Source organism: Amycolatopsis sp. lyj-346, from assembly GCF_046548975.1.
GTDB lineage: Bacteria > Actinomycetota > Actinomycetes > Mycobacteriales > Pseudonocardiaceae > Amycolatopsis.
The window spans coordinates 37,242-59,862 of record NZ_JAJPWT010000018.1; the positions used below are offsets into that span (position 1 = coordinate 37,242).

The 22,621-nt window shown below is 71.9% G+C and carries 27 protein-coding genes, 1 tRNA gene and 1 pseudogene; 12 read left to right on the forward strand and 17 right to left on the reverse strand.

From position 1 onward, the window contains the following. Nucleotides 1-18 precede the first annotated feature (18 nt). Nucleotides 19-369 carry a CU044_2847 family protein gene (locus tag ACLJQE_RS36900; RefSeq protein WP_410644211.1) on the forward strand — a complete coding sequence of 117 codons (351 nt, stop codon included), beginning with the start codon at nucleotides 19-21 and terminating at the stop codon, nucleotides 367-369. Between the two features lie 40 nt (nucleotides 370-409). On the opposite strand, the gene ACLJQE_RS36905 is transcribed toward ACLJQE_RS36900, so the two are convergent. Further along, nucleotides 410-604, reverse strand: coding sequence for a hypothetical protein (locus ACLJQE_RS36905; RefSeq protein ID WP_410644212.1), 195 nt, complete (start codon nucleotides 602-604; stop codon nucleotides 410-412). Nucleotides 605-819: 215 nt separating this feature from the next. Between ACLJQE_RS36905 and ACLJQE_RS36910 the strand changes: the two genes are divergently transcribed. Together ACLJQE_RS36910 and ACLJQE_RS36915 are read left to right on the forward strand one after the other, a co-directional pair. Further along, on the forward strand, nucleotides 820-1,557 hold the full coding sequence (locus tag ACLJQE_RS36910; RefSeq protein ID WP_410644213.1) for a sugar phosphate isomerase/epimerase family protein: 738 nt from the start codon (nucleotides 820-822) through the stop codon (nucleotides 1,555-1,557). Then, on the forward strand, nucleotides 1,554-2,654 hold the full coding sequence (locus ACLJQE_RS36915) for a Gfo/Idh/MocA family protein (RefSeq protein ID WP_410644214.1): 1,101 nt from the start codon (nucleotides 1,554-1,556) through the stop codon (nucleotides 2,652-2,654). Before ACLJQE_RS36910 ends, ACLJQE_RS36915 begins: the two co-directional genes overlap by 4 nt. A 148-nt stretch (nucleotides 2,655-2,802) precedes the next feature. Here the strand turns inward: ACLJQE_RS36915 and ACLJQE_RS36920 are convergent, their stop codons facing one another. Next, entirely contained in the window at nucleotides 2,803-3,390 is a 588-nt protein-coding gene (locus ACLJQE_RS36920; RefSeq protein ID WP_410644215.1) for a TetR/AcrR family transcriptional regulator, read from the reverse strand. 123 nt (nucleotides 3,391-3,513) lie between these two features. Between ACLJQE_RS36920 and ACLJQE_RS36925 the strand changes: the two genes are divergently transcribed. Both ACLJQE_RS36925 and ACLJQE_RS36930 read left to right on the forward strand, forming a co-directional pair. Continuing rightward, nucleotides 3,514-4,290 carry a DeoR/GlpR family DNA-binding transcription regulator gene (locus ACLJQE_RS36925; RefSeq protein WP_410644216.1) on the forward strand — a complete coding sequence of 259 codons (777 nt, stop codon included), beginning with the start codon at nucleotides 3,514-3,516 and terminating at the stop codon, nucleotides 4,288-4,290. After that, nucleotides 4,287-5,492, forward strand: coding sequence for an MFS transporter (locus ACLJQE_RS36930; protein ID WP_410644217.1), 1,206 nt, complete (start codon nucleotides 4,287-4,289; stop codon nucleotides 5,490-5,492). Before ACLJQE_RS36925 ends, ACLJQE_RS36930 begins: the two co-directional genes overlap by 4 nt. Here the strand turns inward: ACLJQE_RS36930 and ACLJQE_RS36935 are convergent, their stop codons facing one another. Continuing rightward, complete coding sequence (locus ACLJQE_RS36935; protein ID WP_410644218.1) at nucleotides 5,493-6,479, reverse strand: cation diffusion facilitator family transporter; 987 nt, start codon at nucleotides 6,477-6,479, stop codon at nucleotides 5,493-5,495. A 55-nt stretch (nucleotides 6,480-6,534) separates the two neighbouring features. Here ACLJQE_RS36935 and ACLJQE_RS36940 point away from each other — a divergent pair, with 55 nt between their 5' ends. After that, complete coding sequence (locus tag ACLJQE_RS36940) at nucleotides 6,535-6,888, forward strand: ArsR/SmtB family transcription factor (protein WP_410644219.1); 354 nt, start codon at nucleotides 6,535-6,537, stop codon at nucleotides 6,886-6,888. A gap of 337 nt (nucleotides 6,889-7,225) precedes the next feature. After that, nucleotides 7,226-7,684 (forward strand): nitroreductase family deazaflavin-dependent oxidoreductase, encoded by a 459-nt coding sequence (locus ACLJQE_RS36945; protein ID WP_410644221.1) that lies wholly within the window; start codon nucleotides 7,226-7,228, stop codon nucleotides 7,682-7,684. A gap of 1 nt (nucleotide 7,685) precedes the next feature. Here ACLJQE_RS36945 and ACLJQE_RS36950 read toward each other — a convergent pair whose 3' ends face one another. The 3 genes from ACLJQE_RS36950 to ACLJQE_RS36960 form a co-directional block, all read right to left on the reverse strand. Then, a complete protein-coding gene (locus tag ACLJQE_RS36950) occupies nucleotides 7,686-7,832 on the reverse strand; it encodes a hypothetical protein (RefSeq protein ID WP_410644222.1) in 147 nt (48 codons plus the stop codon). Between the two features lie 370 nt (nucleotides 7,833-8,202). Beyond that, complete coding sequence (locus ACLJQE_RS36955; RefSeq protein WP_410644223.1) at nucleotides 8,203-8,463, reverse strand: hypothetical protein; 261 nt, start codon at nucleotides 8,461-8,463, stop codon at nucleotides 8,203-8,205. 72 nt (nucleotides 8,464-8,535) lie between these two features. Beyond that, complete coding sequence (locus ACLJQE_RS36960; RefSeq protein ID WP_410644224.1) at nucleotides 8,536-8,967, reverse strand: Hsp20/alpha crystallin family protein; 432 nt, start codon at nucleotides 8,965-8,967, stop codon at nucleotides 8,536-8,538. Nucleotides 8,968-9,073: 106 nt separating this feature from the next. On the opposite strand from ACLJQE_RS36960, the gene ACLJQE_RS36965 reads away from it, so the two are divergent. From ACLJQE_RS36965 to ACLJQE_RS36975, 3 genes are all read left to right on the forward strand, one after another. Beyond that, on the forward strand, nucleotides 9,074-9,682 hold the full coding sequence (locus ACLJQE_RS36965; RefSeq protein ID WP_410644225.1) for an HSP18 transcriptional regulator: 609 nt from the start codon (nucleotides 9,074-9,076) through the stop codon (nucleotides 9,680-9,682). 78 nt (nucleotides 9,683-9,760) lie between these two features. Continuing rightward, a complete protein-coding gene (locus ACLJQE_RS36970) occupies nucleotides 9,761-9,997 on the forward strand; it encodes a DUF6480 family protein (RefSeq protein WP_410644226.1) in 237 nt (78 codons plus the stop codon). A 29-nt stretch (nucleotides 9,998-10,026) separates the two neighbouring features. Then, nucleotides 10,027-10,200 carry a hypothetical protein gene (locus tag ACLJQE_RS36975; RefSeq protein WP_410644227.1) on the forward strand — a complete coding sequence of 58 codons (174 nt, stop codon included), beginning with the start codon at nucleotides 10,027-10,029 and terminating at the stop codon, nucleotides 10,198-10,200. 207 nt (nucleotides 10,201-10,407) lie between these two features. Here ACLJQE_RS36975 and ACLJQE_RS36980 read toward each other — a convergent pair whose 3' ends face one another. From ACLJQE_RS36980 to mdlC, 4 genes are read right to left on the reverse strand one after another with little or no spacing between them, the layout of a single operon-like run. Then, on the reverse strand, nucleotides 10,408-10,578 hold the full coding sequence (locus ACLJQE_RS36980) for a hypothetical protein (RefSeq protein ID WP_410644228.1): 171 nt from the start codon (nucleotides 10,576-10,578) through the stop codon (nucleotides 10,408-10,410). Between the two features lie 30 nt (nucleotides 10,579-10,608). Further along, the gene (locus tag ACLJQE_RS36985; RefSeq protein WP_410644229.1) at nucleotides 10,609-11,814 is read right to left on the reverse strand and encodes an MFS transporter; all 1,206 of its coding nucleotides are present in this window, start codon (nucleotides 11,812-11,814) and stop codon (nucleotides 10,609-10,611) included. Between the two features lie 11 nt (nucleotides 11,815-11,825). After that, on the reverse strand, nucleotides 11,826-13,253 hold the full coding sequence (locus ACLJQE_RS36990; protein ID WP_410644230.1) for a benzaldehyde dehydrogenase: 1,428 nt from the start codon (nucleotides 13,251-13,253) through the stop codon (nucleotides 11,826-11,828). A gap of 2 nt (nucleotides 13,254-13,255) precedes the next feature. After that, entirely contained in the window at nucleotides 13,256-14,824 is a 1,569-nt protein-coding gene (gene mdlC / locus ACLJQE_RS36995) for a benzoylformate decarboxylase (RefSeq protein WP_410644231.1), read from the reverse strand. A 94-nt stretch (nucleotides 14,825-14,918) separates the two neighbouring features. On the opposite strand from mdlC, the gene ACLJQE_RS37000 reads away from it, so the two are divergent. Beyond that, entirely contained in the window at nucleotides 14,919-15,809 is an 891-nt protein-coding gene (locus ACLJQE_RS37000) for a LysR family transcriptional regulator (RefSeq protein ID WP_410644232.1), read from the forward strand. Here the strand turns inward: ACLJQE_RS37000 and ACLJQE_RS37005 are convergent. Further along, the gene (locus ACLJQE_RS37005; RefSeq protein WP_410644233.1) at nucleotides 15,806-16,576 is read right to left on the reverse strand and encodes a cellulose binding domain-containing protein; all 771 of its coding nucleotides are present in this window, start codon (nucleotides 16,574-16,576) and stop codon (nucleotides 15,806-15,808) included. The two genes, ACLJQE_RS37000 and ACLJQE_RS37005, sit on opposite strands and share 4 nt — an antisense overlap. 323 nt (nucleotides 16,577-16,899) lie before the next feature. Between ACLJQE_RS37005 and ACLJQE_RS37010 the strand changes: the two genes are divergently transcribed. Next, nucleotides 16,900-16,983: transfer RNA gene (locus ACLJQE_RS37010), tRNA-Leu, on the forward strand. Here the strand turns inward: ACLJQE_RS37010 and ACLJQE_RS37015 are convergent. The 6 genes and pseudogenes from ACLJQE_RS37015 to ACLJQE_RS37040 all read right to left on the reverse strand — a co-directional run bounded on the left by ACLJQE_RS37015 (nucleotide 16,965) and on the right by ACLJQE_RS37040 (nucleotide 22,526). Further along, a complete protein-coding gene (locus tag ACLJQE_RS37015; protein WP_410644234.1) occupies nucleotides 16,965-18,719 on the reverse strand; it encodes a recombinase family protein in 1,755 nt (584 codons plus the stop codon). The genes ACLJQE_RS37010 and ACLJQE_RS37015 overlap by 19 nt on opposite strands. Before the next feature lie 154 nt (nucleotides 18,720-18,873). Next, nucleotides 18,874-20,997 carry a cell division protein FtsK gene (locus ACLJQE_RS37020; protein ID WP_410644235.1) on the reverse strand — a complete coding sequence of 708 codons (2,124 nt, stop codon included), beginning with the start codon at nucleotides 20,995-20,997 and terminating at the stop codon, nucleotides 18,874-18,876. Next, nucleotides 20,990-21,683, reverse strand: a pseudogene (locus ACLJQE_RS37025) (hypothetical protein). The gene ACLJQE_RS37020 and the pseudogene ACLJQE_RS37025 overlap by 8 nt, the downstream one beginning before the upstream one ends. Beyond that, a complete protein-coding gene (locus ACLJQE_RS37030; RefSeq protein ID WP_410644236.1) occupies nucleotides 21,680-22,009 on the reverse strand; it encodes a hypothetical protein in 330 nt (109 codons plus the stop codon). Before ACLJQE_RS37030 ends, ACLJQE_RS37025 begins: the two are co-directional and overlap by 4 nt. Further along, nucleotides 22,006-22,341 carry a WhiB family transcriptional regulator gene (locus tag ACLJQE_RS37035; RefSeq protein ID WP_410644237.1) on the reverse strand — a complete coding sequence of 112 codons (336 nt, stop codon included), beginning with the start codon at nucleotides 22,339-22,341 and terminating at the stop codon, nucleotides 22,006-22,008. The genes ACLJQE_RS37030 and ACLJQE_RS37035 overlap by 4 nt, the downstream gene beginning before the upstream one ends. Then, a complete protein-coding gene (locus ACLJQE_RS37040; protein WP_084093921.1) occupies nucleotides 22,338-22,526 on the reverse strand; it encodes a helix-turn-helix domain-containing protein in 189 nt (62 codons plus the stop codon). The genes ACLJQE_RS37035 and ACLJQE_RS37040 overlap by 4 nt, the downstream gene beginning before the upstream one ends. Nucleotides 22,527-22,621: the final 95 nt, after the last annotated feature.

Genomic DNA, 22,621 nt, shown 5'->3' on the forward strand with positions numbered 1-22,621 from the left:
ACCAGAAAAGGAGATCCGGTGCAGGAGTTCGTGCGGTTCCCGCTGGCCGGCGGCGGTTCGGTGGTCGTCGAGGTCGAGGGCGAGCCGGGACTGGAACACGCCGCGGCGCCCTCGGGCGTGCTCCGCAAGGCGACCACGACGTTCGAGCACGCGCTGGGCGAAGTCCGCGCGGCCGCGTCCGCCGCGCTGGCGCAGTTCCGCGACCTGGGCCCGGACGAGGTCGAGCTCAAGTTCGGCGTCAAGCTCGACGCCCAGGCCGGTGCGGTGATCGCGCGCACCGGGCTGCAGGGCCAGTTCGAGGTCAAGCTGAAGTGGCTGCGCGACGGGACGTCGCCCGGCGAAGAACCGGCGGCGGAACCGGAAGGGTGACCGGTCGGCCCGGCCGCCGTGGTAAATGCTCGCGACCCGGTCAGCCGCTCGGGCGGAGCCGCTGGTCGGGGATGTCGGCGGCGCGCTGGGCGCGTTCCCGGCGCAGCCGTTCGAGGTGCTGCTCGATCCGCCGGTCGAGGTCTCGCGCGGCTTCGGACAGGTCCGTCAGGTCGCGACGGGAGCCCGGGCGCCCGACGGCGGCTCCCGTGTCCCTTTCGTCCCCTGCCCTGTCCACTACCGGCACCTCCCGGATCGGCCCTGGCTGCGTGCTCTTGGCGTTACTGCCCCATCGGGCGCTTGCCAAAACCCCGTCCGGCGTGAGCCGGGGCACCCGGTGCCGCGCACGGCCGTCCGGTGGACCGCCCGGGAATCCCCTGGTCACAATTTTGACCAGGTGGTAGAAATTGGGGAGCCGCGGCGGACGGCCGCCACGGGGAAGTGGAGAAGCCGGTGACGAGCGTGCCTTCCGTGCAGCTGTATTCGGTCCGCGACGCCTTCGCGGCCGATCCCGCCGGCACCCTGCGGCGGCTCGCCGCGATCGGCTTCACGCAGGTCGAGCCGTACGGCGTCGTCGAGAACGCCGAAGCCCTGCGGGCCGGGCTGCCCGCCAACGGCCTGACCGCCCCGACCGCGCACGCGCGCCTGCTGGGCGCCGATCAGGACGCCGTCTTCGCCGCGGCCGCCGAGCTGGGCATCGGTCTGGTGATCGACCCGCTGGTGCCGCCCGAGCGGTGGCGGGAAGCGGCCGACATCGCGGCCACGGCGGAGGCGCTCAACGCCGCCGCGAAACTCGCGGCCGGGCACGGCATCCGCGTCGGCTACCACAACCACTGGTGGGAACTGGAATCCCGGATCCACGGCCGCAGCGCCCTCGAGGTGTTCGCCGAGCAGCTCGACCCGGCCGTCGCCCTCGAGGTCGACACCTACTGGGCCACCGCGGGCGGCGAGGACGCGCCCGCCCTGCTGCGGCGGCTCGGCGACCGGGTGCGGGCGATCCACGTCAAGGACGGCGGGCTCGCCACCGACGCCACCGGCCAGGTCCCGGCCGGCCAGGGCCGGGTGCCGGTCGCCGAGGTGCTGGCCGCCGCACCGGACGCGCTGCGCGTGGTCGAGTTCGACGCCTGTGACGGCGACCTCTTCGAGGCCATCACCGCCAGCCACGCCTTCCTGACCGGCGCGAACCGGTGACCGGCGGGCCGGTCGGGGTCGGGATCATCGGCACCGGCGTCATCAGCGGCACCTACCTCGAAAACCTCACGGCCTTCCCGGACGTCCGCGTGGTGCACGTCGCCGACCTCGACGCGCCACGCGCGGCGGCGCGTGCGGCCGAGTACGGCGTGCCGCGGGCGGGCACGGTGGCCGAACTGCTGGCCGACCCGGACGTCGAGCTGGTCGTCAACCTGACCGTCCCGGCCGCGCACGCCGAGGTCGGGCTCGCCGCGCTCGAAGCGGGCAAGCACGTCTGGACGGAGAAGCCCCTCGCGCTGGACCGCCAGACCGGCCGCAAGCTCCTCGATCGCGCACGGGAGCTGAACCTGCGCGTGGCGAGCGCCCCCGACACCGTGCTCGGCGCTGCGTTGCAGACCGCGCGCCAGGCCGTCGACGCGGGCCGGATCGGCCGCCCGCTGACCGCGTTGGCCCTGTTCCAGGTGCCGGGCCCGGAGCGGTGGCACCCGGCGCCGGAGTTCTACTTCCAGCCCGGTGGCGGGCCGCTGCTCGACATGGGCCCGTACTACCTGACGGCGCTGGTGCACCTGCTCGGCCCGATCCGGCGCGTCACCGGGGCCGGCGGGCGGGGGCGCGACACCCGCGTCGTCGGGTCCGGGCCGCGGGCGGGCACGGAGTTCCCGGTGTCGGTGCCGACCACGGTCATCGCGCTCGTCGAGTTCGAGCGCGCGCCGGCCCAGCTGGTCCTGAGCTTCGACTCGGCCCTCAGCCGGCCCGCACTGGCCGAGCTGACCGGCACCCTCGGCACCGCCGTGCTGCCGGACCCCAACCGGTTCGACGAGCCGACCCGGCTGCACCTGCTCGACCGGGACGAGCCGGAAGAGCTGGCGCCGCAAGGACACCCGGCGTCGCGCGGCACCGGCGCGCTGGAACTGGCGCGGGCCATCCGGGCCGGTGTCCCGGAACGCGCGTCGGGCGAGCTGGCCTTCCACGTGCTCGACGCGATGCTGGCCATCGACGAATCCATGACGCGCGGGCAGAGCGTGGAGGTCGCGAGCACCGTCGACGTCCCGCCGCTGCTGCCGGCGGGCTGGGATCCGTACGCGAAAACCCTCTAGTGCGGGATCGGGGTTGTCCACAGACGGGTGCGCCCCAAGGTGGCCTTCGGTGCGTTGAACGCACCGAAGGCCACCTTGGGTGCGTTGAACGCAACCAAGGCCACCTTGGGGCGCTTGGGTCGGGCCGGGACCCGTACGCGAAAACCCTTTAGATCGGGACGGTGAGCAGGTTCTGCAGGTAGAAGCGCAGCGAGCCGACCAGGTCGACCTCGCCGGGCACGGTCAGCCACTGCACTTGCAGGCCGTCCATCAGCGCGATGAACGTCAGCGCCGCCAATGCGGGCTCGACGCCGTCCCGCAGCTCGCCGCGGGCCGCGAGGGTCTCGAAGGACTCGTGCACGCCGTCGCGCGCGGCCCGGTAGTGGCGCACGAAGTACTCGTGCGCCGGGTGGTCCGGGGCGACCGCTTCGGCGGCGAGCCGCGAGTAGAGGTCGACGATCCCGGGGTGGCGGACGTTGTGCTCGGCGAGCGCGACGAAGTGGCGCAGGACCGCGAGCCCGGGCGGCACGGTCAGCTGCTCGCGCTCGGAGTCCTCGGCGTCCCGGCGTTCCAGCACGGCGGCGAGCAGGGCTTCCTTGGTGGGGAAGTAATAGAGCAGGCCGGCGTGCGAAATCCCGACCCGCTTGGCGATCTCCCGCAGCGACGAGCCGTGGTAGCCGAGTTCGCCGTACGCCGCGGCCGCCGCCGTGATGATGTCTTCGCGGCGGATCCGGCCCTTCAGGTAGCCCCCGGTCACGGGGTCGCGGTGGTCTCGGCGGCGTGCACGGCCCCATCATGCCGCAACGGTAGTTCGCACAAGAAGCGTGAGCGAACGAACAAATCGGTTGTGCGAGCGCGGGTGGCTTGCGAGCATCACGGCGTGAAGAGCGCGGAACGGCAACGGGTGATCGTGGAGCGGTTGCGCGGTGCCGACCAGGTGGGCGTCGCCGAGCTGGCCGAGGCGACCGGCGCGTCGGAGATGACCGTCCGCCGCGACCTCGACCAGCTGGCGTCCCGTGGCGTGCTGCGCCGGGTGCACGGTGGCGCGGTGCCGGCGTTCCCGTCGGGGGTCGAACCCCCGTTCGCGGTCCGCGAGACGGCCGCGATCGCGGCGAAGCGGGCCATCGCCGCCGCGGCGGCCGAGCTGATCCGCGACGGCGAGACGGTCGTCCTCGACAGCGGCACGACGGCGCTGGAGCTGGCGCGGCTGCTGCGTGGGCGATCGATCACCGTGATGCCGCTGTCCCTGCACGCGGCCCGCGAGCTGGCCGAGGCACCCGGCGTCCGGCTCCTGCTGCCCGGCGGCGAACCGCGGCCGGGGGAGCAGGCCCTCGTCGGCCCGCTGACGCTGGCGTCGCTGCGGGCCCTGCGCTTCGACGTCGCCGTGCTGAGTCCCTGTGCGTTCGGCGTCGACTCCGGCTTCACGGCTTTCGACCTGGGCGACGCCGAGGTCAAGCAGGCCGCTCTCGCCGTCGCGGCGCGGGTGATCGTGCTCGCCGACGGCGCGAAGTGGGGCCGGTCCGCGCTCGCCTGCGTTTGTCCCGCCGACCGCGCCGACGTGGTGATCACCGACCCCGGTGCGCCCGGGGATCAGCGTGCCGCGCTGGCCGAGCTCGGCGTGCTCGTGCACGTTGCCGTCCCCTGGGAGAGCCGATGACCGTCCTGCCCCGCCCGCGCGCCGCCCGGTTCGCGACCTTCATGTTCTTCGGCCTCAACGGGTTCGCGATGGGCATGTGGGTGGTGCACATCCCGAGCATCGAACGCGCGACGGGCATCTCGCACAGCACGCTCGGCGCGCTGCTGCTGGTGCTCGGCGGTGCCGCGTTCGCCGGCATGCAGGTGTCCGGCCCGCTCGTCGACCGGCTCGGGCACCGGCGGCTCGTCCCGGCCGCCGGCGTGCTGCTCGGCCTCGCGGTGTGCACGCCCGGGTTCGCGAACTCGTGGTGGGCACTCGGCCTGTCGCTGATCTTCTTCGGCTTCGGCAACGGCGCGATCGACGTCGGGATGAACTCCCACGCGGTCGTGGTCGAGCGGGCCTACCCGCGCCCGATCATGGCGGCGTTCCACGCGATGTGGTCGATCGGCGGCGCGATCGCCGCGGTCATCGGCGCGGCCACGCTGGGCGCGGGCGTGCCCACCGGGGTGACGCTCATCGGCACGGGCCTGGTGTGCGTGCTGCTTTCCCTGGTGTCGGCCCGGTTCCTGATGGAGCCGGCCGATGCGCCGGTTTCCGAGGTGCCGTCCGCCGGGGCCGTCGCCGAGCCGGAGCCGGTCGTGCGCCGCCGGACCCCGGGCCGCACGGTCTGGCTGCTCGGCCTGCTGGCGCTCGCGCTGATGCTCTCGGAGGGCGTCGCGAACGACTGGGCCGCGCTGCACATGGAAAAGGTGCTCGGCACCTCGGCGTCGACGGCGGCGCTGGCGTACGGCGCGTTCGCGGTGGCGATGACGACCGGCCGCTTCCTGACCGACCGCGTCGCGGCCTGGGCGGGCCCGGCGGCGATCGTCCGGTACGGGGCGATCCTGGCGGCGGTGGGCCTGACGACGGCCGCGGCGGCCCCGTGGGTGCCGGTGTCCCTGGTGGGCTGGGCCCTGTTCGGCCTCGGCCTCTCCGGCGGCGTCCCGCAGCTGTTCACAGCGGCTGGCAACCTGGACACGCGGGCGTCGGGCGCGTTGATGGCGCGGGTGGTCGGCCTCGGGTACGTGGGGCTGCTGGCCGGTCCGGCGCTGATCGGCGGGCTGACGCGGTGGATGCCGCTGAACGTGACGTTCGCGGTGCCGGTGGTGCTGTGCGTGCTCGCGGCGGTGTTCGCCGGGGTGCTGAGCCCGAAGCCGGAACCGGCGGAGCAGCCCGTCGGCTGATCAGCGGTGGTGGGCGACGGCGTCGTGCGCCCGGTCCGCCCCGGTGGCCGGTTCGGTGTGGATCACCACCGCGGTCAGGCGCGGGATCGTGTGCAGCAGCCGGTGTTCCACCTCGTGGGCCAGCGTGTGGGCGGCCTCGACGGTCAGGTCCGCCGCCACCGTCACCGCCAGCTCCGCCCGCAGGTGGTGCCCGATCCAGCGCATCCTGAGGTCCCGGGCGCCGAGCACCCCGTCGACGGCCAGGGCGGTCCGTTCGGCCAGCTCGACCGACGCCGGGTCGACGGCGTCCAGCAGCCGCCGGAAGACTTCCCTGGCCGCGTCGCGCAGGACGAACAGGATCGCGACGGTGATCACGAGCCCGACGATCGGATCCGCGGCGGGGAAACCGAACGCGACACCCGCCGCGCCGGCGACGACCGCCAGCGACGTGAAGCCGTCCGTGCGGGCGTGCAGCCCGTCGGCGACCAGCGCGGCCGAGCCGATCTCGCGGCCGACCTTGATCCGGTACCGCGCCACGAGTTCGTTGCCGGCGAAGCCGATCACGCCGGCCAGCGCGACCACCCACGGGTGCGAAACCGGCCGCGGGTCGAGCAGCCGCGCCACCGATTCGTAGCCGGCGATCGCCGCGGAAGCCGCGACGACGAGCACGACGACCACGCCGGCCAGGTTTTCGGCGCGGCCGAGACCGTAGGTGTAGCGGCGGGTCGCGGCCCGGCGGCCGAGCAGGAAGGCGACCGCGAGCGGGACGGCGGTCAGCGCGTCGGCGAAGTTGTGGATGGTGTCGCCGAGCAGCGCGACCGAGCCGGTGACCAGCACGAGCACCAGCTGCGCCACGGCGGTCAGCGACAGCAGGGCGAACGACCACACGAGCGCGCGGATCCCGCGCCGGCTGGTTTCCAGGGCGTGATCGACGCGGTCGGCGCTGTCGTGGCTGTGCGGCCGCCACCGCGAGTGGCGGTGCCCGTGTCCGTGCCCGTGTCCCGTCATGGAGGGCAGTCTACCTGCGCAGACATGCAGATACGCAAGTAGTAGGGTTACCGCCATGCACACGTCGCTGCCGGAGTTCGACATGCCCACCGAAGAGCAGGTCCACCTGGCCGCGGAGTCGTTCCGCCTGCTGGCCGACCCGACCCGCATCAAGGTGCTGTGGGCCCTGCTGCAGGGCGAATCCTCGGTGGCCTGCCTCGCCGAACTGGCCGGCGCCGCCCCGACGGCGGTCAGCCAGCACCTGGCCAAGCTGCGGCTGGCGGGCTTGGTGAAGGGCCGCCGCGAAGGAACGTTCGTGTTCTACTCGGCGGCGGACAACCACGTGCGTGGCCTGCTGGCCCAGGCCCTGCACCACGCGGACCACGTGGACCGCGACCTCCCCTCGGGCGACCACGCCCACCACCCGTGACCCGCTGACCGGCTCCGGCTCCCAGTCCGCCCGGCGGCGTCGTCCCGGCGGGGTTTCCGCGACCCGCCGCACCGGGTAGCCCTCAGACGATCGCCGCCCGAATCGCGGGCGGCGCAGCGTGGCGGAGGTAGACCGATGTCGACCGCACCCCCATTGCCCCCCGAACCACTCCGGCCCGATCCGGTCGCGCCCGAGCCCGGGCCGGACCGGCCGTTCCCCGAGCCCGGCGTTCCCGTGCCCGATCCGCTGCCGCCGGAGCCGAAGCCCGGTCCCGAACGCGATTAGCTACGAGAGTCAGATCATATGATTCTCATATGAAATCGTGTACTGTCGCGGCATGACAACAGCGCAGAGCTACCGCCGGATGGTCAACACCGGCAACAAGATCGTCGTCGGCCTGCAGCGGCTCGGTGTCGCCTTCGGCCCGATGCAGCTGCTCACCGTGCCCGGACGGCGCACCGGTGTGCCCCGCACGTTCCCCATCGCGGTCAACCCCATCGAGGGGCACCACTACATCGTCCAGGCCTATCCGAAGGCGGCCTGGGTGGCGAACGTGCGGGCCGCGGGCGCGGTGACGCTCACCCGCGGCCGTCGCTCCTCGGCCGTGCGGCTGGCCGAGCTGCCGGTGGAGGAGCGGCGGCCGGTCCTGCGCCGGCTGGTCGAGACGAGCCCGCCGAGCGTGGGGAAGCGGTTCGTGACGACCGGGCTGGCGGAGGGGGCGACGCCGGAAGCCGTCGCCGCGGCCGCGGACCGCATCGCGGTCTTCCGCGTCGAGCGATCCGTCGGGCGATCCTGAGTCAGTGGCCGGTCTTCTCCAGCGCCCGCAGCACTTGCCGGGCCGCGTGGCGGGCGGCCGGACCCGGGTGGATCGTGCGCTCGCCGTCCGGCTGGGGTGCCGGTGCGCCGGCGAGCAGTTCCACCAGCGCGACGGCGAGTTCGCGCACCTTGACGTTGAACTCCTGGCTCGCCCCCCCGCAGCGTGTGCCACGCTTCGCCGGGGTCGCAGCGGCGCAGGGCGATGACGATGCCCTTGGCCTCCTCCAGCACGGCTCGCGACTGCAGGAGGTCCAGCATCTGCCCGGTCCGGTCCGGCCGGGCCGCCTCGGCGACGACCAGCGCCATCGCGGCGAGCCGCTCGTGACGCCGCAGCACGTTCAGCGTCTCTTCGGTGGCGGGCCGGTCGACCGACACCGACAGGACCAGCGTTCCTCCGGCGTCCCACACCGCGGGCAGGGCCGCGACCCCGCGCAGCCGCGGCCAGTCCGCGGCGAGGGCGGGGTGGTGGTCCAGCAGGCCACTCAGCGTCAGGGACGGTCAGCGGTCGTCGGCGTAGACGTCCGCGGTCACCACCGGCTCGCCGGTCCGCCCGGCGGTGGGGACCGGGCCGCCGAACCGGTGCAGCTGCGCCGGGACGAAGGCCGCGGACAGGCCGTGGGTGGCGGCCGCGTGCAGCGGGCCGCCGCGGTGGTGCACGGACACCGCCGCGCCGAGGGCACCCGGCACGTCGGCCGCGATCCGGGCGAGCAGTTCCTCCAGCAAGGGGATGACCCCGTGCGTCGTGCCGGTTCCGGTCACCGCAAACCCCTCCTCGGCGCGGTGGTGGCGGGGCCGGGTGCGTGCCCGGCCCCGCCCCGCCCCGATCGGGAGTCAGGCGTTGAGCTGCTTCTGGTCGGCGCCGCCGCCGACCTCGATGCGCCGCGGCTTCGCCTTTTCCACGATCGGGATGCGGACGGTCAGCACCCCGGCGTCGTAGTGCGCGGTGATGTGCTCGGTGTCCAGGGTGTCGCCGAGGAACAGCTGGCGGGAGAACACGCCGAGCCGCCGTTCGGAGACGTGCATCCGGACGTCGTCACCGGTCGGCAGCGGCCGTCGTTCGGCCTTGACCGTGAGGACGTTGCGCTCGACGTCCAGTTCGACGGCGCCGGGATCGACGCCGGGCAGGTCGAAGCAGACCACGAACTCGTCGCCGGCGCGGTAGGCGTCCATCTGCATCGCGGCCGGCTTCGACCAGGTGCCGGCGCCGAAGACCTGCTGGGCGAACCGGTCGAGGTCGCGGAACGGATCGGTGCGCATCAACATCGGGATCCACCTCCTGGGACTTGACAGCTCTGGTGTCAACACGCGGGTCTGTTCTAGCATGTCGTCAAAACGATGACAAGATGAGAGTCGTCGAAAGGATGACGTGATGGACGGAACCGATCCCACCGGCGCGCTGCGCCGGATCCAGGAGGTGGTCGCCGCCGCCCGGGCCGGGGCGGGGGCGCAGGACCAGGTCCTGGCGGCGTTGTCCGGCCTCCGGCTGCTGCGGGAGGAGCTCGCGAGCTGGGAACCGGAGCTGATCACGGCGGCCAGGGCGGCCGGCGCCAGCTGGGTCGCGCTCGCCCCCGCGCTGGGTGTCGCCAGTCGACAGGCCGCGGAACGGCGCTACCTGCGGCTGCAACCCTCGCACACCGGGGAGAAGACCGGCGAGGCACGCGTCGACGCGGAACGCGACCGGCGGGCGGGTGACCGCGCCGTCGCCGACTGGGCCCGGCGCAACTCCGCGATCCTGCGCCAGCTCGCCGGCCGGGTCAGCGCGCTCGACGGGCTCGGCCCCGCCGCGCAGGAGAGCGCGGACCGCCTCGGCGCGGCACTCGGCGACGACGATCCGGCCACGCTGCTCCCGCCGCTGGCCGCCGCCCGGCCGCACCTGACCGGCGCGCACGCCGGCCTGGCCGAGCAGCTCGGCGAGATCTCGGCCCAGACCGACCGGTTGCGCCGCGACGCCGCCGGCAACCGCCGCTCGAAGGACTGAGTCCGGCGTCCTCGACGGCGGTTTGCCCGGCCGTGTGCCGGGCACCCGCCGCGGGAGCGACGGAAGGACGGTGCCGCCATGACCGCCACGCCCCCGGATCCGGACCCCCGCCGGACCCCGGACCTGGAAGCCGGGGGTGGCGTGCCCCCGGGCAGCACGCCACCCGACTCCGCCCAGACGTCGGGGTTGTCGCACCCGCAGCCGATGCCGTCGAAGGCGACGCCGGTGCTGTGGCTGATCCTCACCGGCGTGCTGGTGCTGATGGTCGCCGGGCTGATCTTCGCGCTCGCCTTCGGCTGGCTGCGGGGTGTCTGAGACCGTCGCTCTGCGGGTACCCGCAGAGCATGGACAACACCCCTGACCGGACGGAAACCCGGGCCGAGCTGCTGCCCGAAGAGCAGGCCGTCGACAGCGCGGACCCCGAGGCCCAGGCCCGCGAGGTGCTGCGCGACTCCGACCGCCGCACCGAGCACCCGGAAGCGACGCTGGGCCGCCGCAAGCCCGAGGACACGGTCTAGCCGCCGCACGTCGCAAGCCGTTCGATGATCGAGGCCCGTTGGGTAGGTCGCCCACCGACGAATGCGCCCCAATGTGGCCTTCGGTGCGTTGGACGCACCCAATGTGGCCTTCGGTGCGTTGGACGCACCCAATGTGGCCTTCGGTGCGTTGGACGCACCCAATGTGGCCTTCGGTGCGTTGAACGCACCCAATGTGGCCTTGGGGCGCTACTGGTCGCCGCCGCGGAAGTGGTCCTGCGCGGCCGGGTGACCCGGCCGCGCCTTCGCGTCTTCGTCTTCCAGCGGCCCGGCGGACCCGGCGGGCTCGTCGCGGGGTGGCTCGCCGACCGGGTTCCCGCTCGAGTCCATTTCGCCGGTCTCGTCGTGGGGTTGTGACATCGTTCCTCCTCGGGTGCCGGTCCTTCGCGGCTACCCGGCGGGCACGGGGACCAACCGCTCCTCGCCCCGCAGCAGCAGCACCGCACCCAGCCCCAGCGCGGCCACGACGGCGAAGAAGTAGAAGCCCCACGGATAGGCGACCCCGGCGGTGACGAGCGCCCCGGTGACGAACGGGCCGAGGATCGAGCCCAGCCGCCCGACCGCCGACGTCAGCCCGAGCGCGGTGCCGCGGGCCTGTGCCGGGAACGCGTGCGCGACGTAGCCGTAGATCAGCACCTGCGCGGAGAACACGAACACGCCGGTCAGCAGCACGACCGCGTTGAGCACGAGTGCGTTGCCGATCTTCAGGCTCAGCGCCGCCAGCAGGACCGCTCCGGCGCCGAACCAGATCCGGGCGATCGGGCGGATGCCGAACCGGTCGGCGATCGTGCCCGCCAGGACCAGCCCGAGCACCGCGCCGACGTTGAGCACCAGCAGCAGCGTGATCGACGTCGAGATCGGGTAGCCCGCCGTCCGCATCAGCTGCGGCAGCCAGGTGTTGAGGCCGTAGACCAGCAGCAGCCCCATGAACGAACCGGCCCACACGGCAATGCTGATCCGCCGGAACCGGGGGCCCAGCAGGTCGCGCAGGCGCACGCGCTCGGCTGTCTCCTTCGCCGCGAGGTAGGCCGCCGATTCCGGCAGTTTCCACCACATCAGCGGCACGGCCAGCAGGCCGGCGATCCCGCCGCCGTAGAACAGCAGGTGCCAGTCTTCCTTGGCGTAGAGCGCGAGGACCGACGTCAGCACCGCGCCGACGTGGTAGCCGGTCATGGTGAACGTGCTCGCGCTGGCGCGCCGCCGGGCGGGCAGGTTCTCCGACATCACCGTGAGCGCCACCGGCATGCACGCGCCGAGGCCGAGCCCGGCGACGAACCGGAACACCCCGAACGTCGCGACGTTCGGCGCGAGCGGCGTCAGCAGGGTGAACAGCGAAAACAGCAGGACCGAGCCGATCAGCAGCACGCGGCGGCCGAACCGGTCGGTGAGCGGGCCGAGGCAGGCGGCGCCGACGGCCACGCCGATCAGCGACACCGTGGCGACCGCGGTCGCGCCGGCCGCGGTGAAGCCGAGGTGGCCGCTCTTGAGCAGGGTCGGGATGGTGGCGCCGAGCGCGACCAGGTCGTAGCCCTCGAGCAGGACGGTCAGCCAGCAGAGGACCGCCGTCCACGCGCCGCGGGCGGGAGACGTCGTCATGGTCGTGCTCCTCAGAAGGGGTAGCCCGCGATGTCCGCGCGGACGGTCAGCCACTGGGTCTCGGTGAAGGCCTCGATGTTGGCCTTCGCCCCGCCGAAGCGGGAGCCGTTGCCGGAGTCGCCGACGCCGCCGAACGGCGCGGTCGGCTCGTCGCCGACGGTCTGCTCGTTGATGTGCACCTTGCCCGAGCGGACCTCCTCGGCCAGCGTCATCGCGGTGCCGACGTCGCCGAGGATGCCGACCGACAGGCCGTACTCGGAGTCGTTGACCAGCCGCGCGGCCTCGTCGAGGTCGCGGTAGGCGCGCACCGGCGCGACCGGGCCGAAGATCTCCTCGCGCCAAGCCGGGCTCGCGTCGTCGAGTCCGAAGAGGACGGTCGGTGGGTAGTACGGCGCGTCGGGTTTCCCGCCCGCCAGTACCTTCGCGCCGGCCGCGACGCTCCGGTCGACGACGTCGGTGACGTGCGCGAGCTGCCGGTCGTCGATGATCGGGCCGAGCGCGACGTCGCTCTGGGCGGGGTTGCCCACGGGAAGCCGTCGCGCCTTCTCCGCGAGGGCTGCGACGTATTCGTCCACTTGGGACTCGTGGACGAGGTGGCGGCCGGTGGTCATGCAGATCTGGCCCTGGTGGAGGAACGATCCGAACGCGCCGGCGGAGGCCGCCTTGGCGACGTCGGCGCCCGGCAGCACGACGAGCGCGTTGTTGCCGCCGAGTTCCAGGTGCACGCGCTTGAGCGAGCGGGCGGCGGCTTCGCCGACCTTCCGCCCGGCCGCGGTCGAGCCGGTGAACGACACGATCGACACTTCGGGCGCGTCGACCACCGCGGCGCCGACGGCGGCGTCCCCGGGCAGCAGGTGCAGCAGGCCGGCGGGCAGCCCGGCCTCCTCGAAGACGCGCAGGATGCTCACGCCGCCGGACACCGCGGTCCGCAGGTCGGGCTTGAGCAGCACGGCGTTGCCGAGCGCGAGCGCCGGCGCGACCGAACGGATGGCCAGGATCAGCGGGAAGTTGAACGGCGAGATCACCGAAACCACCCCCGCGGGCACCCGCCGGGCCAGCGACCAGCGGGGTTCGCCGGTGCTCAGCACCTCGCCGAGCGGGTGGGTGGGCAGGGCCGCGGCCTCGAAGCAGATCCCGGCCGCCAGCTCGGTCTCGATCCCGGCCTTGGGCCGCGTCGAACCGGCCTCGCGGACGATCCAGTCCTGCACCTCGGCGGCGTGCTTCTCCCACAGGTCGCCGGCGCGGCGGAGCACCGCGGCGCGTTCGGCCGGCTTGCGCCGGGCCCAGTCACGCTGGGCCTTCGCGGCGGTGGCGGCGGCTTCCGCGACGTCGGACGGCGTCGCGATGCCCACGCGGCCCAGGACGTCCCCAGTGGCCGGTTCGACGACCGCGTGGGTGCCGCCGCTTCCGCGGACGAAGGCGTCATCGAGCAAGGTCATGATCACTCCGGTGTGGTCGGTTCGGTGTCGACCTGGATCAGCCGCGGGCCGTCCGGGGTCGTCTTGAGCTGGGCGCGCAAGTCCTCTTCGCCGGTGACAGCGGTGGCTTCGACGCCGTACCCCGCGGCGATGGCGGTGAAGTCCAGGCCGGGGATCTCCGTGCCGGGCACGTTCGGCGTCCCGAGCAGCTCGCCGAACCACCGCAGGGCGCCGTAGACGCCGTTGCGCAGGATCACGAAGGTGACCGGCACGCGGTAGTGCGCGGCGGTCCACAACGCCGTGATGCCGTAGTTGGCCGAGCCGTCGCCGATCACGCCGACGACCGGGCGGTCCGGGCTGCCCATCGCGACGCCGACCGCGGCGGGCAGGCCGAAGCCGAGCCCGCCGGCGGCCGGGAAGAAGTAGGAGCCCTCGCGGCGCAGGTCCATCTGCCGCCACCAGGCCGCATTCGTCGACGTCGACTCGACGACGTAGCGGGTGCCGCCGGCCTGGGTGTCGCGCAGCGCGGCGAACACCTGCTCCGGGTGCAGGGCTTCCCCGCCGGTCTTGGGGGCCGGGTTCACCGCGTAGCCCGCGCTTGCTTTTCGGCCCGGCACCTTGGCCAGCAGCGCTTCGATCACCGGCGCGGGATCGGCGACCAGGGCCTCGCCCATCGGCGCGCGGGCCGCGGCGCCGACGTCGTCGGTCACCTGGATCAGCCGCGTGCCCGCGGGCAGGTACGCACCGGGCACGTGCTGGTGGTAGCGGAAGACCGGCGCGCCGAGCACCAGCACCAGGTCGTGTCCGGTCAGCGCGGCCGACACCGGCGCGATGCCGGCGGGCAGCACGCCGCGGAAGAGCGGGTGCCGGTTGGGGAAGGGCAGCCGGTGCGGCGACGGCGCCACCCAGGTCGGCAGGCCGAGGTGCTCGGCGAGGGCGACGGCCCGGCCGAAGAGCCCGGTGGCGTCGATGTCGCCGCCCAGCACCAGCGCCGGGTTCTTCGCCGCGGCGACGCTCGCGGCGAGGGCGTCGAGCTGGGCTTCACTCGGCGCCAGGCCTCGCTGGACCTCGCGGTCCAGCGTCGCGCTTTCGCCCAGCTCGGCGGCCCAGTCGTCGTAGGGCACCGAGAGGTAGCTCGGGCGCCGCTGCAGCTCGGCTTCGAACACCGCCTGCGCGAGCGACCGCGGGACGTCCGCGGCGCAGCTCGGCTCGCCGGCCCAGCCGACCAGGGGCCGCATCAGCTGCGTCGCGTCGACGTTGGCGAGCATCGCTTCCAGCCCGATCGCCGTCCGGACCTGCTGGCCGGCGGTGAGCACCAGGGGCGAGCGCGAGTAGACGGCGTTCGTGAGCGCGCCCATCGCGTTGCCGGAGCCGGCGGCGGCGTGCAGGTTGACCAGCACCGGGCGGCCGGTCGCCTGGGCGTAGCCGTCGGCCATCCCGACGACGGCGCCTTCGTGCAGGCCGAGGACGTAGCGGAAGTGCTCCGGCAGCCCGGCGAGGAACGGCAGCTCGTTGGAACCGGGGTTGCCGAAGAGGGTCGTCAGGCCACGGCGGTCCAGGAACTCGTGGGCGAGCCGGCGGGCGGTGGGCATAGGGGCGGGCCTCCTCGAAGTTGGCCCGACCCTATGGAGCTGCGCGGCTGTGTTCCAATAAATGTTGGCTGGTTGCTTCATCGATGGGATCGATATGCCGGACTTCGACCTGAACCTGGTGCGCACGTTCGTGCTGCTCTACGAGACCCGCAGCGTGACGGCCACGGCCGAGTCCCTGCACGTCACCCAGCCGACGATCAGCTACAGCCTGCAGAAGCTGCGGCGCCGGTTCGCCGACGAGCTGTTCCGCCGCACCGGCGGCGGCCTGGTGCCCACGACGACCGCCCGCGCGCTCTACGAACCCCTGCACCACGCGCTGTCGGAGATCGAGACGGCGGTGAGCGGGGCGAAGTCGTTCTCGCCGTCGACGGCCCGGGCGGCGTTCACGCTGTGCCTGTCCGACCTGGGGGAGATCTCACTGCTGCCGCGTCTGGTGGCGGCGCTGCCGTCGCGTGCTCCCGGCGTGACGCTGACCGTCCGGCCGCTGGACGTCGACCGCGCGGCCGACCAGCTCGGCCGCGGCGAGATCGACGCGTTCATCGCGTCCCCGCTGATCAGTTCCCAGCGCGTCGCCCGGATCCCGCTGTTTTCCGAGGGCTACCTGGGCATGGTGGCGCTGGACCACCCGCGGCTGGCTTCGGGTGTCACGTTCGGCCGGCTGGCGGCGGAGCGGCACGTGACGGTGTTCGGCCCGACCGGCCACGACGGCCCCCGCCGGGCGCTGGAGGCGTGCGGCCTGCTGGACCGCGTGGTGCTCGAGGTGACCCGGTTCGCGGCGCTGCCGTACCTGGTGCAGGACGGCGAGCTGGTGGCGATGGTGCCCCGGCTGGTGGCGGAGGTGTTCGCGGCCGAGCACCGGGTCCGGCTGTTCGAGCTGCCGCTCGAGGTCGAGCCGGCCCAGGTGTCGGTGTACGCGCGGCACACGCACGCCCGCAGCCCGGCCCAGCACTGGCTGGTCGAGTTCATGCGCGAGGTGCTCGGTTAGTTCGTCCGGCAGCGCGCACCGTTGAGGGTGAACCCGACGGGAGCCGGGTTGACGCGGTCGAAGGAGGCGTTGAAGCCGATGTCGACGGTCGCGCCGGGGGCGAGGGTCAGGTTGTAGGAAACCGCTTTCATGACGACCCGCGAACCGCTCTGGGCGTAGTCGCCGTTCCAGCTGTGGGTGACCCGCTGCCCGGCGGTGAAGTTCCAGGTGGCGGTCCACGGCGAGAGCGTCTGGTTGCCGGTGTTGGTGACCTTGACCCCGCCGGTGAACCCGTTGTTCCACTGGTCGGTGACGGCGTAGCGGACGGAGCACGAGGCCACGGGCGCGGGCGGCGCGGGAGCCTGCGTCTGGCTGGTGGCCGTGGTCTTCGGCGCGGTCGTTTCGGGCGTCGCGGAGGTCGAGGTCTGCCGGAGCACGGTGGGCACCGGAGCGGATCTCGGCGCGGCGCTGGTGGCGACGGTCCGCGGAGTGGTGGCGGGAGCAAGCGGATCGGCCGCCAGGCCGGCCTGCCGCCCGGGCGAACTTTCCGAGGTGACGGCAATGATGACAAGGCTCCCGACGACGACAACGCCCCCGCAGAGAGCGGAGACCCACCGAATCCGCTGCCCGGCCCGCTGCTGCCCGGCGGCGGCCTCCCGCGCCCGCTGCTCGAGCCGTTCCCGGTACCCGGCACCGGTATCGTCCTCCCGAGCCCGCGTGAGGGGAACGTAGGCCCCCAGCGACCGCGGCATGGCCCCGGTTTCCCGAAGCAGCTCATCAACGGACATCTCGTCATCATCCGGCCGTCCGGCGCGCGCCATACCGCAACCTCCAGGTCCGCGAGGGCGCTCGAACGCGCTGGCTTGCCCGGCGAATCCTAGGAAGCGAAGACGGTCTTGTAAACCGTATAGGCGAGGCGGCGTTTCGCTGCTGGGTGACGGGATCCACGCCCACAAGGCCAAAAGATCGCACGACGGCCCAGCCGAGGTCGGCCCACCTGGATCGATGCAGACCGGGCGAAACTTCTCGATCTTGCCAGAGGCTGTCGAGCGGCGGATCCAGACCCCCCTGAAGGAGGCGCCGGGGTGGGCGTATATTGTTTGTTCAGCAGGTCCGAGTGGCGGAATGGCAGACGCGCTAGCTTGAGGTGCTAGTGCCCTTAACGGGCGTGGGGGTTCAAGTCCCCCCTCGGACACACGCACTATCTACACCCGGGCTGGTCGTCGCATAGACGGCCAGCTCTTTTGGTTCGTAGCGTAGCTCCAGGTTCAAGGCCCGGTACAGGCGGCTCGTGCCCGCCGTCGTGGCGTCGGCCAGCGTTCCGCAGACATCGCCGAGCCCATCAATCCTCGCGTAGATCTCCGCGCGGGTCACCGTCGAGTCGGCCGGAACGCTCTCGATCTGCGCTTTCGCGGCGGCTCGTTCCGCCTGTGCCTGGTTGATCGGGTCGACGAGTGCTTCGGGCTCGACGCCGGCCGCGATCGCTGCCTGATACCGCTGAAGCCGCGCCTCCGCGTCCGCCAACCGGTTTCGCGCCGCCTCCAGTGGACCCCCGCCGGCCTGACTGCCGTCCGACCCGAGCAGCGCAGCCGCCGTCCGGTCGCGGTTGTCCGGGTGGAACAGCTCGTGAAGCCATCCGTTGATCGCCTCGACGACCACGCCTTCGCGCAGGTTGACCGTCTTCGGGTGGTCTTCCAGCTTCAGCGAGCCCGGCGCCATAGTTCGTGAGGTACAGCGGTAATAGGCGCCTTTCCGGATCGTGGCTCCTTGCATCTTCCGGCCGCAGACTCCGCATCGGATCAGTCCGCGCAGCAGATATGACCGTGCGGTGTTTCGGGCGCCTCGCTCGGCCTTGCGTGCCGTCTTCAACCCGCCTGTCGACTTCGACCGGCGCAAAAGCTGCGCCTGAGTGAACGTTTCCACGGAGACGATCGCCGGATGAGCCTGCTCGCGTGACCGCACAATCCGGTCCGGCGTCGCGCGCTTGAACCGCACCACATGGCCCGCCGCAACGTCTTCCGGGTCAAGCAACGTCTCGTGTTTCGTCCATCGTCCGAAGATGGCGTAGCCGGTGTATCGCGGGTTATCGAGGATCGCCCGCACTGAGCTGCCTTGCCAGCCGTCCGCGAGCCGGTGCCGGTTCTGGTCCCGCCGGTGCGCTGACGGGCATGGAATGCCATCACGATTGAGCAGATTGGCGATCGCTCGATCGCCGTTGCCATCCAGGTACTCGGCGAAGATTCGCCGCACCACGTCCGCCGTCGTCTCGTCGATCGCCAGCACCCGCAGCTTGAACCCTTCCGCAGCTTTCCGCGGGTTCGGATGCGGACCGCTGTCGACGACAACGTAGCCGTAGGGGGCCCGGCCGCCCTGGTGACGCCCTTCGTTGATCACCTGCGCGTCCATTGCCGCCCGGACGCGCGCCTGAACGTGTTGCCGCTCAGACTCGCTCATCCCGCCGAGCACGCTCATCAGCATCTTGTGCGACGGGTTCCGCGCGTCGTACTTCCCGCCCAGTTCCGGCACCCACAGATCCACGCCGTACGCCGCGAACTTCGGTGCGATAAGCGAGAACTGGTTGCCGAACCAACACCGCGTGCCTTCGCCGACCACGATCGCGTCCCACCCGCGGCGCGGATTCTTCAACTCGGCGAGCAGCCGCGCGCCCTCGGTTCGCCGTTCCCACGGGACGGACCGTGACTGCCCGATGTCGAAGAACTCCGCCACGATCTGCCCGCCGAGCGGCTCAACGAACTTCCGCGCGTTCCCGAACTGCCAACCACGGGAGGTCTCCGGGTCCTGGTTGTCCTCGGTCGAGCACCGACCGTAGGCCGCTAACGCCCCGACCCCGTCGTCCGCCACGTCGGCGATCTCCAGACCCAGGATGTCATCCAGAGTCGTCCACGGGTCGCTGATGATTTCAGCTGCCACGGTTCACCTCCTCTGCTGGCGCGTCCAGCGCCGGCACCTCGGTCACCTCGATCAGAAACGGCCAGCAATGCGCGCGCGACGGCAGGTGTCAGCTCAGGAAATCCCGCAGGTAGGATAACCCGAATCTGCGGACGTTCGGAACGGTCGACGCTCATCACCGGTCGTCCTCGTCCGCCATACTGGCGCCAGTGGCTGCCCGGCTGATCGCGCTCCTGATTTCAGCCGTCCGATATCCGCGAACCTGTCGCGTCTCGCCGTCCTCGCCGGTCACACGGTCTCGCGTCGGCCGGCACCCCACCTCGGACATCTGCTGCGCGAACGTCCGCGAGTCGACCTTCAGGACGTCCAGCAACTCGGCCGTCGGTACGAAGTCTCTGCCGTCCGGTTCGAGATCGTCCCTCAGGCACTCGACGAGCGACGCGAGCACCTCGGGCAGCTCGCCGGGCGACTCAGTCGCGTGACCTGCACCGATTGCCTTGACGGCGGCCGCGTGGTCAAGCACCGGCATGGTGTCCTGCCCGGCCGCGTGCCCGGTGAGTGTCCCGGCCGCCTCGCGCAGCGTCCGGCCCTGCTCACAGATGGTCCGCCAGTCCTCGTTCGGCATGTAGTACGTCCGAACCGTCATGGCCAGGACATCGGTGCCGGCTGACGTGTCGCCGTCCGGTCGCAGAATGCCCACGCCCTTGTGCGAGGGCAGCAGTCGACTGGAGTCGAACCCACGTGTGTTCATCTGCTCGCCAAGCACGATGTTCGAGTCGCGCCAGTCCATGACTCTCAGGGCGAACCGCGAGCCCAGAACTGCCCGCAGCCCGGACGGGATCGTCTTCGAGTCCGGCCGCTGGGTGGCGAGCACGAGCACAATTCCGGCAGCCGGCCCCTTCTTCGCCAGCCACGTCAACAGCTCACCGACGTACTCGCCAGCAGCGAGCTTCTTCCCTTGCACGTCAACGGGCGTGCGGTTCTCCAGAGGAACCTGAACCTCATCGATGAAGATCGCGGTGATCGGCATGTTCAGCGCCTTGTCGCGGGACATCTCCGGCGTGACCTTCGATTCCGGACACGTGAGGTCGTCCAGGTCGCGCATCCGCCGGAACCGCGTCTGAACTTCGCCGACCAGCTCAATCAGCCAGTCCACAAGCGCCAGAACGTGTTCGGATTCGTCGCCGGACATGAACCGGTGCGCCACCAGGCCGGCCGCGTCCCAGTCCTTCCCTGCCTTGAAGTCGGCCACGTACAGCCGCACCCAGGCGTCGAGGATGAGTCCGGCCGCCGCGAGACGCGTGGCGAAGGTCTTGCCCTGCCTGGGGATGGCACCGACCAGCAGGGACGTCCACACCAGCGGAAGGTCAATCCGTCGGTCCCGCGCATCCCGCCCAAACGGGATCGGCCGCCACGCATCCCACTGCGCCACGCCGAGCAGCGGAGTCCGCAACGGCGGCGAGGCATACGGATCCTCATCAGCCACCCACATCGACACCCGCCCGGCGTGCCCACCGTTCCCGCGCACCCGTTCGACGATCAGCTGGACCTCATCGACGGCAAGCGCCGACGCGAGTGCATCCCGGTTCTTCACAACGTCGGCCGCCTTGCGGGTAGCCGGAAGGTCTACGGTGACCGCCCAGCCGTCGCCGATACGCGTCGCTCGTTCGACCAGCCGCAACGCCTCGTCCTTGCCGATCAGCTTCGCGTCCCGGAACGCGTCCACCAGGACCTGCGGGTCCATCGTCCAGGTCAGCGTCCGCGGCCCGGCGAGCGCCGGCTTGCGGCCGGGACTGCCGTCCTTCTTGTGCCCGAGAATCGCGAGCGCCACGGAGGCAGCGGCCCCGCCAATCCACAGAGGATCGGTGCCGTAAACGAGGTCAACGATGGCCACTGCCACGGGGGCGGCGACCAAGACGGCGCCGGTCACCTTCCAGCGGAACAGCGTGAGCGCCCGGATCTCCGTGAACTTGTCGGCCAGCTTTTCCGACTCTTCGGCCGCCGTTCGGTAGTCCCGGACGGTGACCCACCCACGCCACCACCGCACCCCGACGACCAGCCCGCGAACAACCGCGCCGATGTACCGCCACGGCGACTTCACCAGCCCGGCGACGGCGTCTTTGCCCGCTTGGACGGCCTGCGGCTTGCTCTTCAGCCACAACGGCACCCGCGGCGAGTGCCGCCACCACCGAACGAAGCGGTTGGTCTTCGGCTCCCGCCGACGCGGCTGAGGCAAGGTGTCGTCGACCAACTCGCCGTCGAACACGGGATCGGCCTTGACCGGCAACGCGTCAGCCATTGCCCACCTCCGACCGAAGGGCCCGGGCCAGCCGGGGCGACAGACCTCGCGAGCAGCCGGTAGCCCGCCGCACCCAGGCCGGTGTGATCTCGACGTCCGGTGTCCAGCTCTCCCGAGCGATAGCGAGGTAATCGGCGAACAGCACCCGTCGCCCGCCGGTTTCCTGCTGAACGGGCCGCCGTTCAGCCGCGACCAGCACGGCATCGGTGAGCTTGTCCCGCAGGTCGGTGATCGCCTCGACGGCGACGAACACGACCAGCGGCGGCACCGAGTGCAGCACGATCGCCGCAGCCTCCCCGGCGGCGAACGACGTCCAGGTGTTCATGACGTACGTGGCCGCGAGCGTGAACCACTTCGCCCGCCGCACCCAAACACCCGTCCGAACCTGGTACCGCGCGGTCACCTGCTCGGCCCGCAAGATCGCCAGAAGAACGAGGGAGACGGTCGGGTCCAGCACCCACGCGGCCAGCCACGGCAGCGACCCCGGCCGCGTGCCAGCAGAGGCGAAGCCCTGGACGTTGGTCATCGTGAACGCCAGCCCGAGGACGATCCCGGACCAGCACATCCAGTCGACCTGCCGCCGCACGCGCTCGATCCGCAGCGCGACGACGTCCGGATCGGTCTGGTAGGCGCGCACCTCCGCGGCTTCGGCCGCGTCCCTGCGCGAGTCGTTGCGCCCGGTTCATCGCCGACCACCCCGCTTCGATGTGTCGACGGTGGTCACTGTCATGGCCCGGGTCAGCGCGTAGGACGCGAACAGCGCTGGTAGCCCGAGCACCGCGAACAGCAGCCACGGGCTACCCGGATGGGTGATCACGACCCACTGAACAGCGATGATCAGGCCGGCGTTGAACAGCACCCGCCCGGCCAGCGACACGAACCGCGCCCCGCTCCGAGCAGCTTCCGCAGCGGCCTTGGCCCGGCGGGAACCGGCCCGCCAGACCCAGAACAGCACGAGCAGTACGCCGATACCGGCGAGGATCTGCGTGGGCGTCACGGTGAGTCCGTTCATCGAGCACCCCGATCGGTCCGTTCGCCACGCCGCAGCCAGACGGGGTGCAGTGCGCGCCGATCGTCGTCGGTCATCCCGCCCCAGACGCCGACCGTGTCGAGGCCGGCTGTCCGCAACTCCAGTTCCAGGCACTCGTCCTTGACAGGGCACCCGCCGCACAGCCGCGCGGCCAGCTCTCCGTCACTGCTCGCGTCGGGTGGCCCGTCGTCCGGCGGAGGCCACATGCAGACTCCCTCGCTGGTCACGAGGTCGGTCAGGACCTCGTTCGGAACCCAGCGCAGCCGGTCCAGCCGCCAGGCGATCCCGATCAACTGCAGGTCGTCGGCGCTCATGCGGCACCTCCGGCCTGACGCGACCCGAGCAGACGGGCCAGCTCGGTCGACGACACACGGAGCCCGGAACGGCACCGGGTGGCGCGCAGCTCGCGCGTCCGGATCGCGCGGCTGACCGCAGCGCGGGACACGCCGAGCAGCCAGGCCGCTTCTCGAATGGTGTGAAAGGTGATGTGCGAGTTCATGAGAAAGACCAATCTGATGATTTCAAGACTATGTTGTTGATTTCAGCTCTTCGAAGGGTGCGTTTGTCCGACGCGCCGCCGACGAAGTGCTAAGC

What these genes read in the sequence shown, in the direction of transcription:
- ACLJQE_RS36990 (WP_410644230.1), bottom strand. Translation starts at nt 13,253, where the DNA reads ATGACCTTGCTCGATGACGCCTTCGTCCGCGGAAGCGGCGGCACCCAC.
- ACLJQE_RS36985 (WP_410644229.1), bottom strand. Translation starts at nt 11,814, where the DNA reads ATGACGACGTCTCCCGCCCGCGGCGCGTGGACGGCGGTCCTCTGCTGG.
- ACLJQE_RS36935 (WP_410644218.1), bottom strand. Translation starts at nt 6,479, where the DNA reads ATGACGGGACACGGGCACGGACACGGGCACCGCCACTCGCGGTGGCGG.
- ACLJQE_RS36975 (WP_410644227.1), top strand. Translation starts at nt 10,027, where the DNA reads ATGGACAACACCCCTGACCGGACGGAAACCCGGGCCGAGCTGCTGCCC.
- ACLJQE_RS37005 (WP_410644233.1), bottom strand. Translation starts at nt 16,576, where the DNA reads ATGTCCGTTGATGAGCTGCTTCGGGAAACCGGGGCCATGCCGCGGTCG.
- ACLJQE_RS36970 (WP_410644226.1), top strand. Translation starts at nt 9,761, where the DNA reads ATGACCGCCACGCCCCCGGATCCGGACCCCCGCCGGACCCCGGACCTG.
- ACLJQE_RS37035 (WP_410644237.1), bottom strand. Translation starts at nt 22,341, where the DNA reads ATGAGCGCCGACGACCTGCAGTTGATCGGGATCGCCTGGCGGCTGGAC.
- ACLJQE_RS37030 (WP_410644236.1), bottom strand. Translation starts at nt 22,009, where the DNA reads ATGAACGGACTCACCGTGACGCCCACGCAGATCCTCGCCGGTATCGGC.
- ACLJQE_RS36980 (WP_410644228.1), bottom strand. Translation starts at nt 10,578, where the DNA reads ATGTCACAACCCCACGACGAGACCGGCGAAATGGACTCGAGCGGGAAC.
- ACLJQE_RS36960 (WP_410644224.1), bottom strand. Translation starts at nt 8,967, where the DNA reads ATGTTGATGCGCACCGATCCGTTCCGCGACCTCGACCGGTTCGCCCAG.
- mdlC (WP_410644231.1), bottom strand. Translation starts at nt 14,824, where the DNA reads ATGCCCACCGCCCGCCGGCTCGCCCACGAGTTCCTGGACCGCCGTGGC.
- ACLJQE_RS37000 (WP_410644232.1), top strand. Translation starts at nt 14,919, where the DNA reads ATGCCGGACTTCGACCTGAACCTGGTGCGCACGTTCGTGCTGCTCTAC.
- ACLJQE_RS36965 (WP_410644225.1), top strand. Translation starts at nt 9,074, where the DNA reads ATGGACGGAACCGATCCCACCGGCGCGCTGCGCCGGATCCAGGAGGTG.
- ACLJQE_RS37020 (WP_410644235.1), bottom strand. Translation starts at nt 20,997, where the DNA reads ATGGCTGACGCGTTGCCGGTCAAGGCCGATCCCGTGTTCGACGGCGAG.
- ACLJQE_RS36930 (WP_410644217.1), top strand. Translation starts at nt 4,287, where the DNA reads ATGACCGTCCTGCCCCGCCCGCGCGCCGCCCGGTTCGCGACCTTCATG.
- ACLJQE_RS36940 (WP_410644219.1), top strand. Translation starts at nt 6,535, where the DNA reads ATGCACACGTCGCTGCCGGAGTTCGACATGCCCACCGAAGAGCAGGTC.
- ACLJQE_RS37040 (WP_084093921.1), bottom strand. Translation starts at nt 22,526, where the DNA reads ATGAACTCGCACATCACCTTTCACACCATTCGAGAAGCGGCCTGGCTG.
- ACLJQE_RS36945 (WP_410644221.1), top strand. Translation starts at nt 7,226, where the DNA reads ATGACAACAGCGCAGAGCTACCGCCGGATGGTCAACACCGGCAACAAG.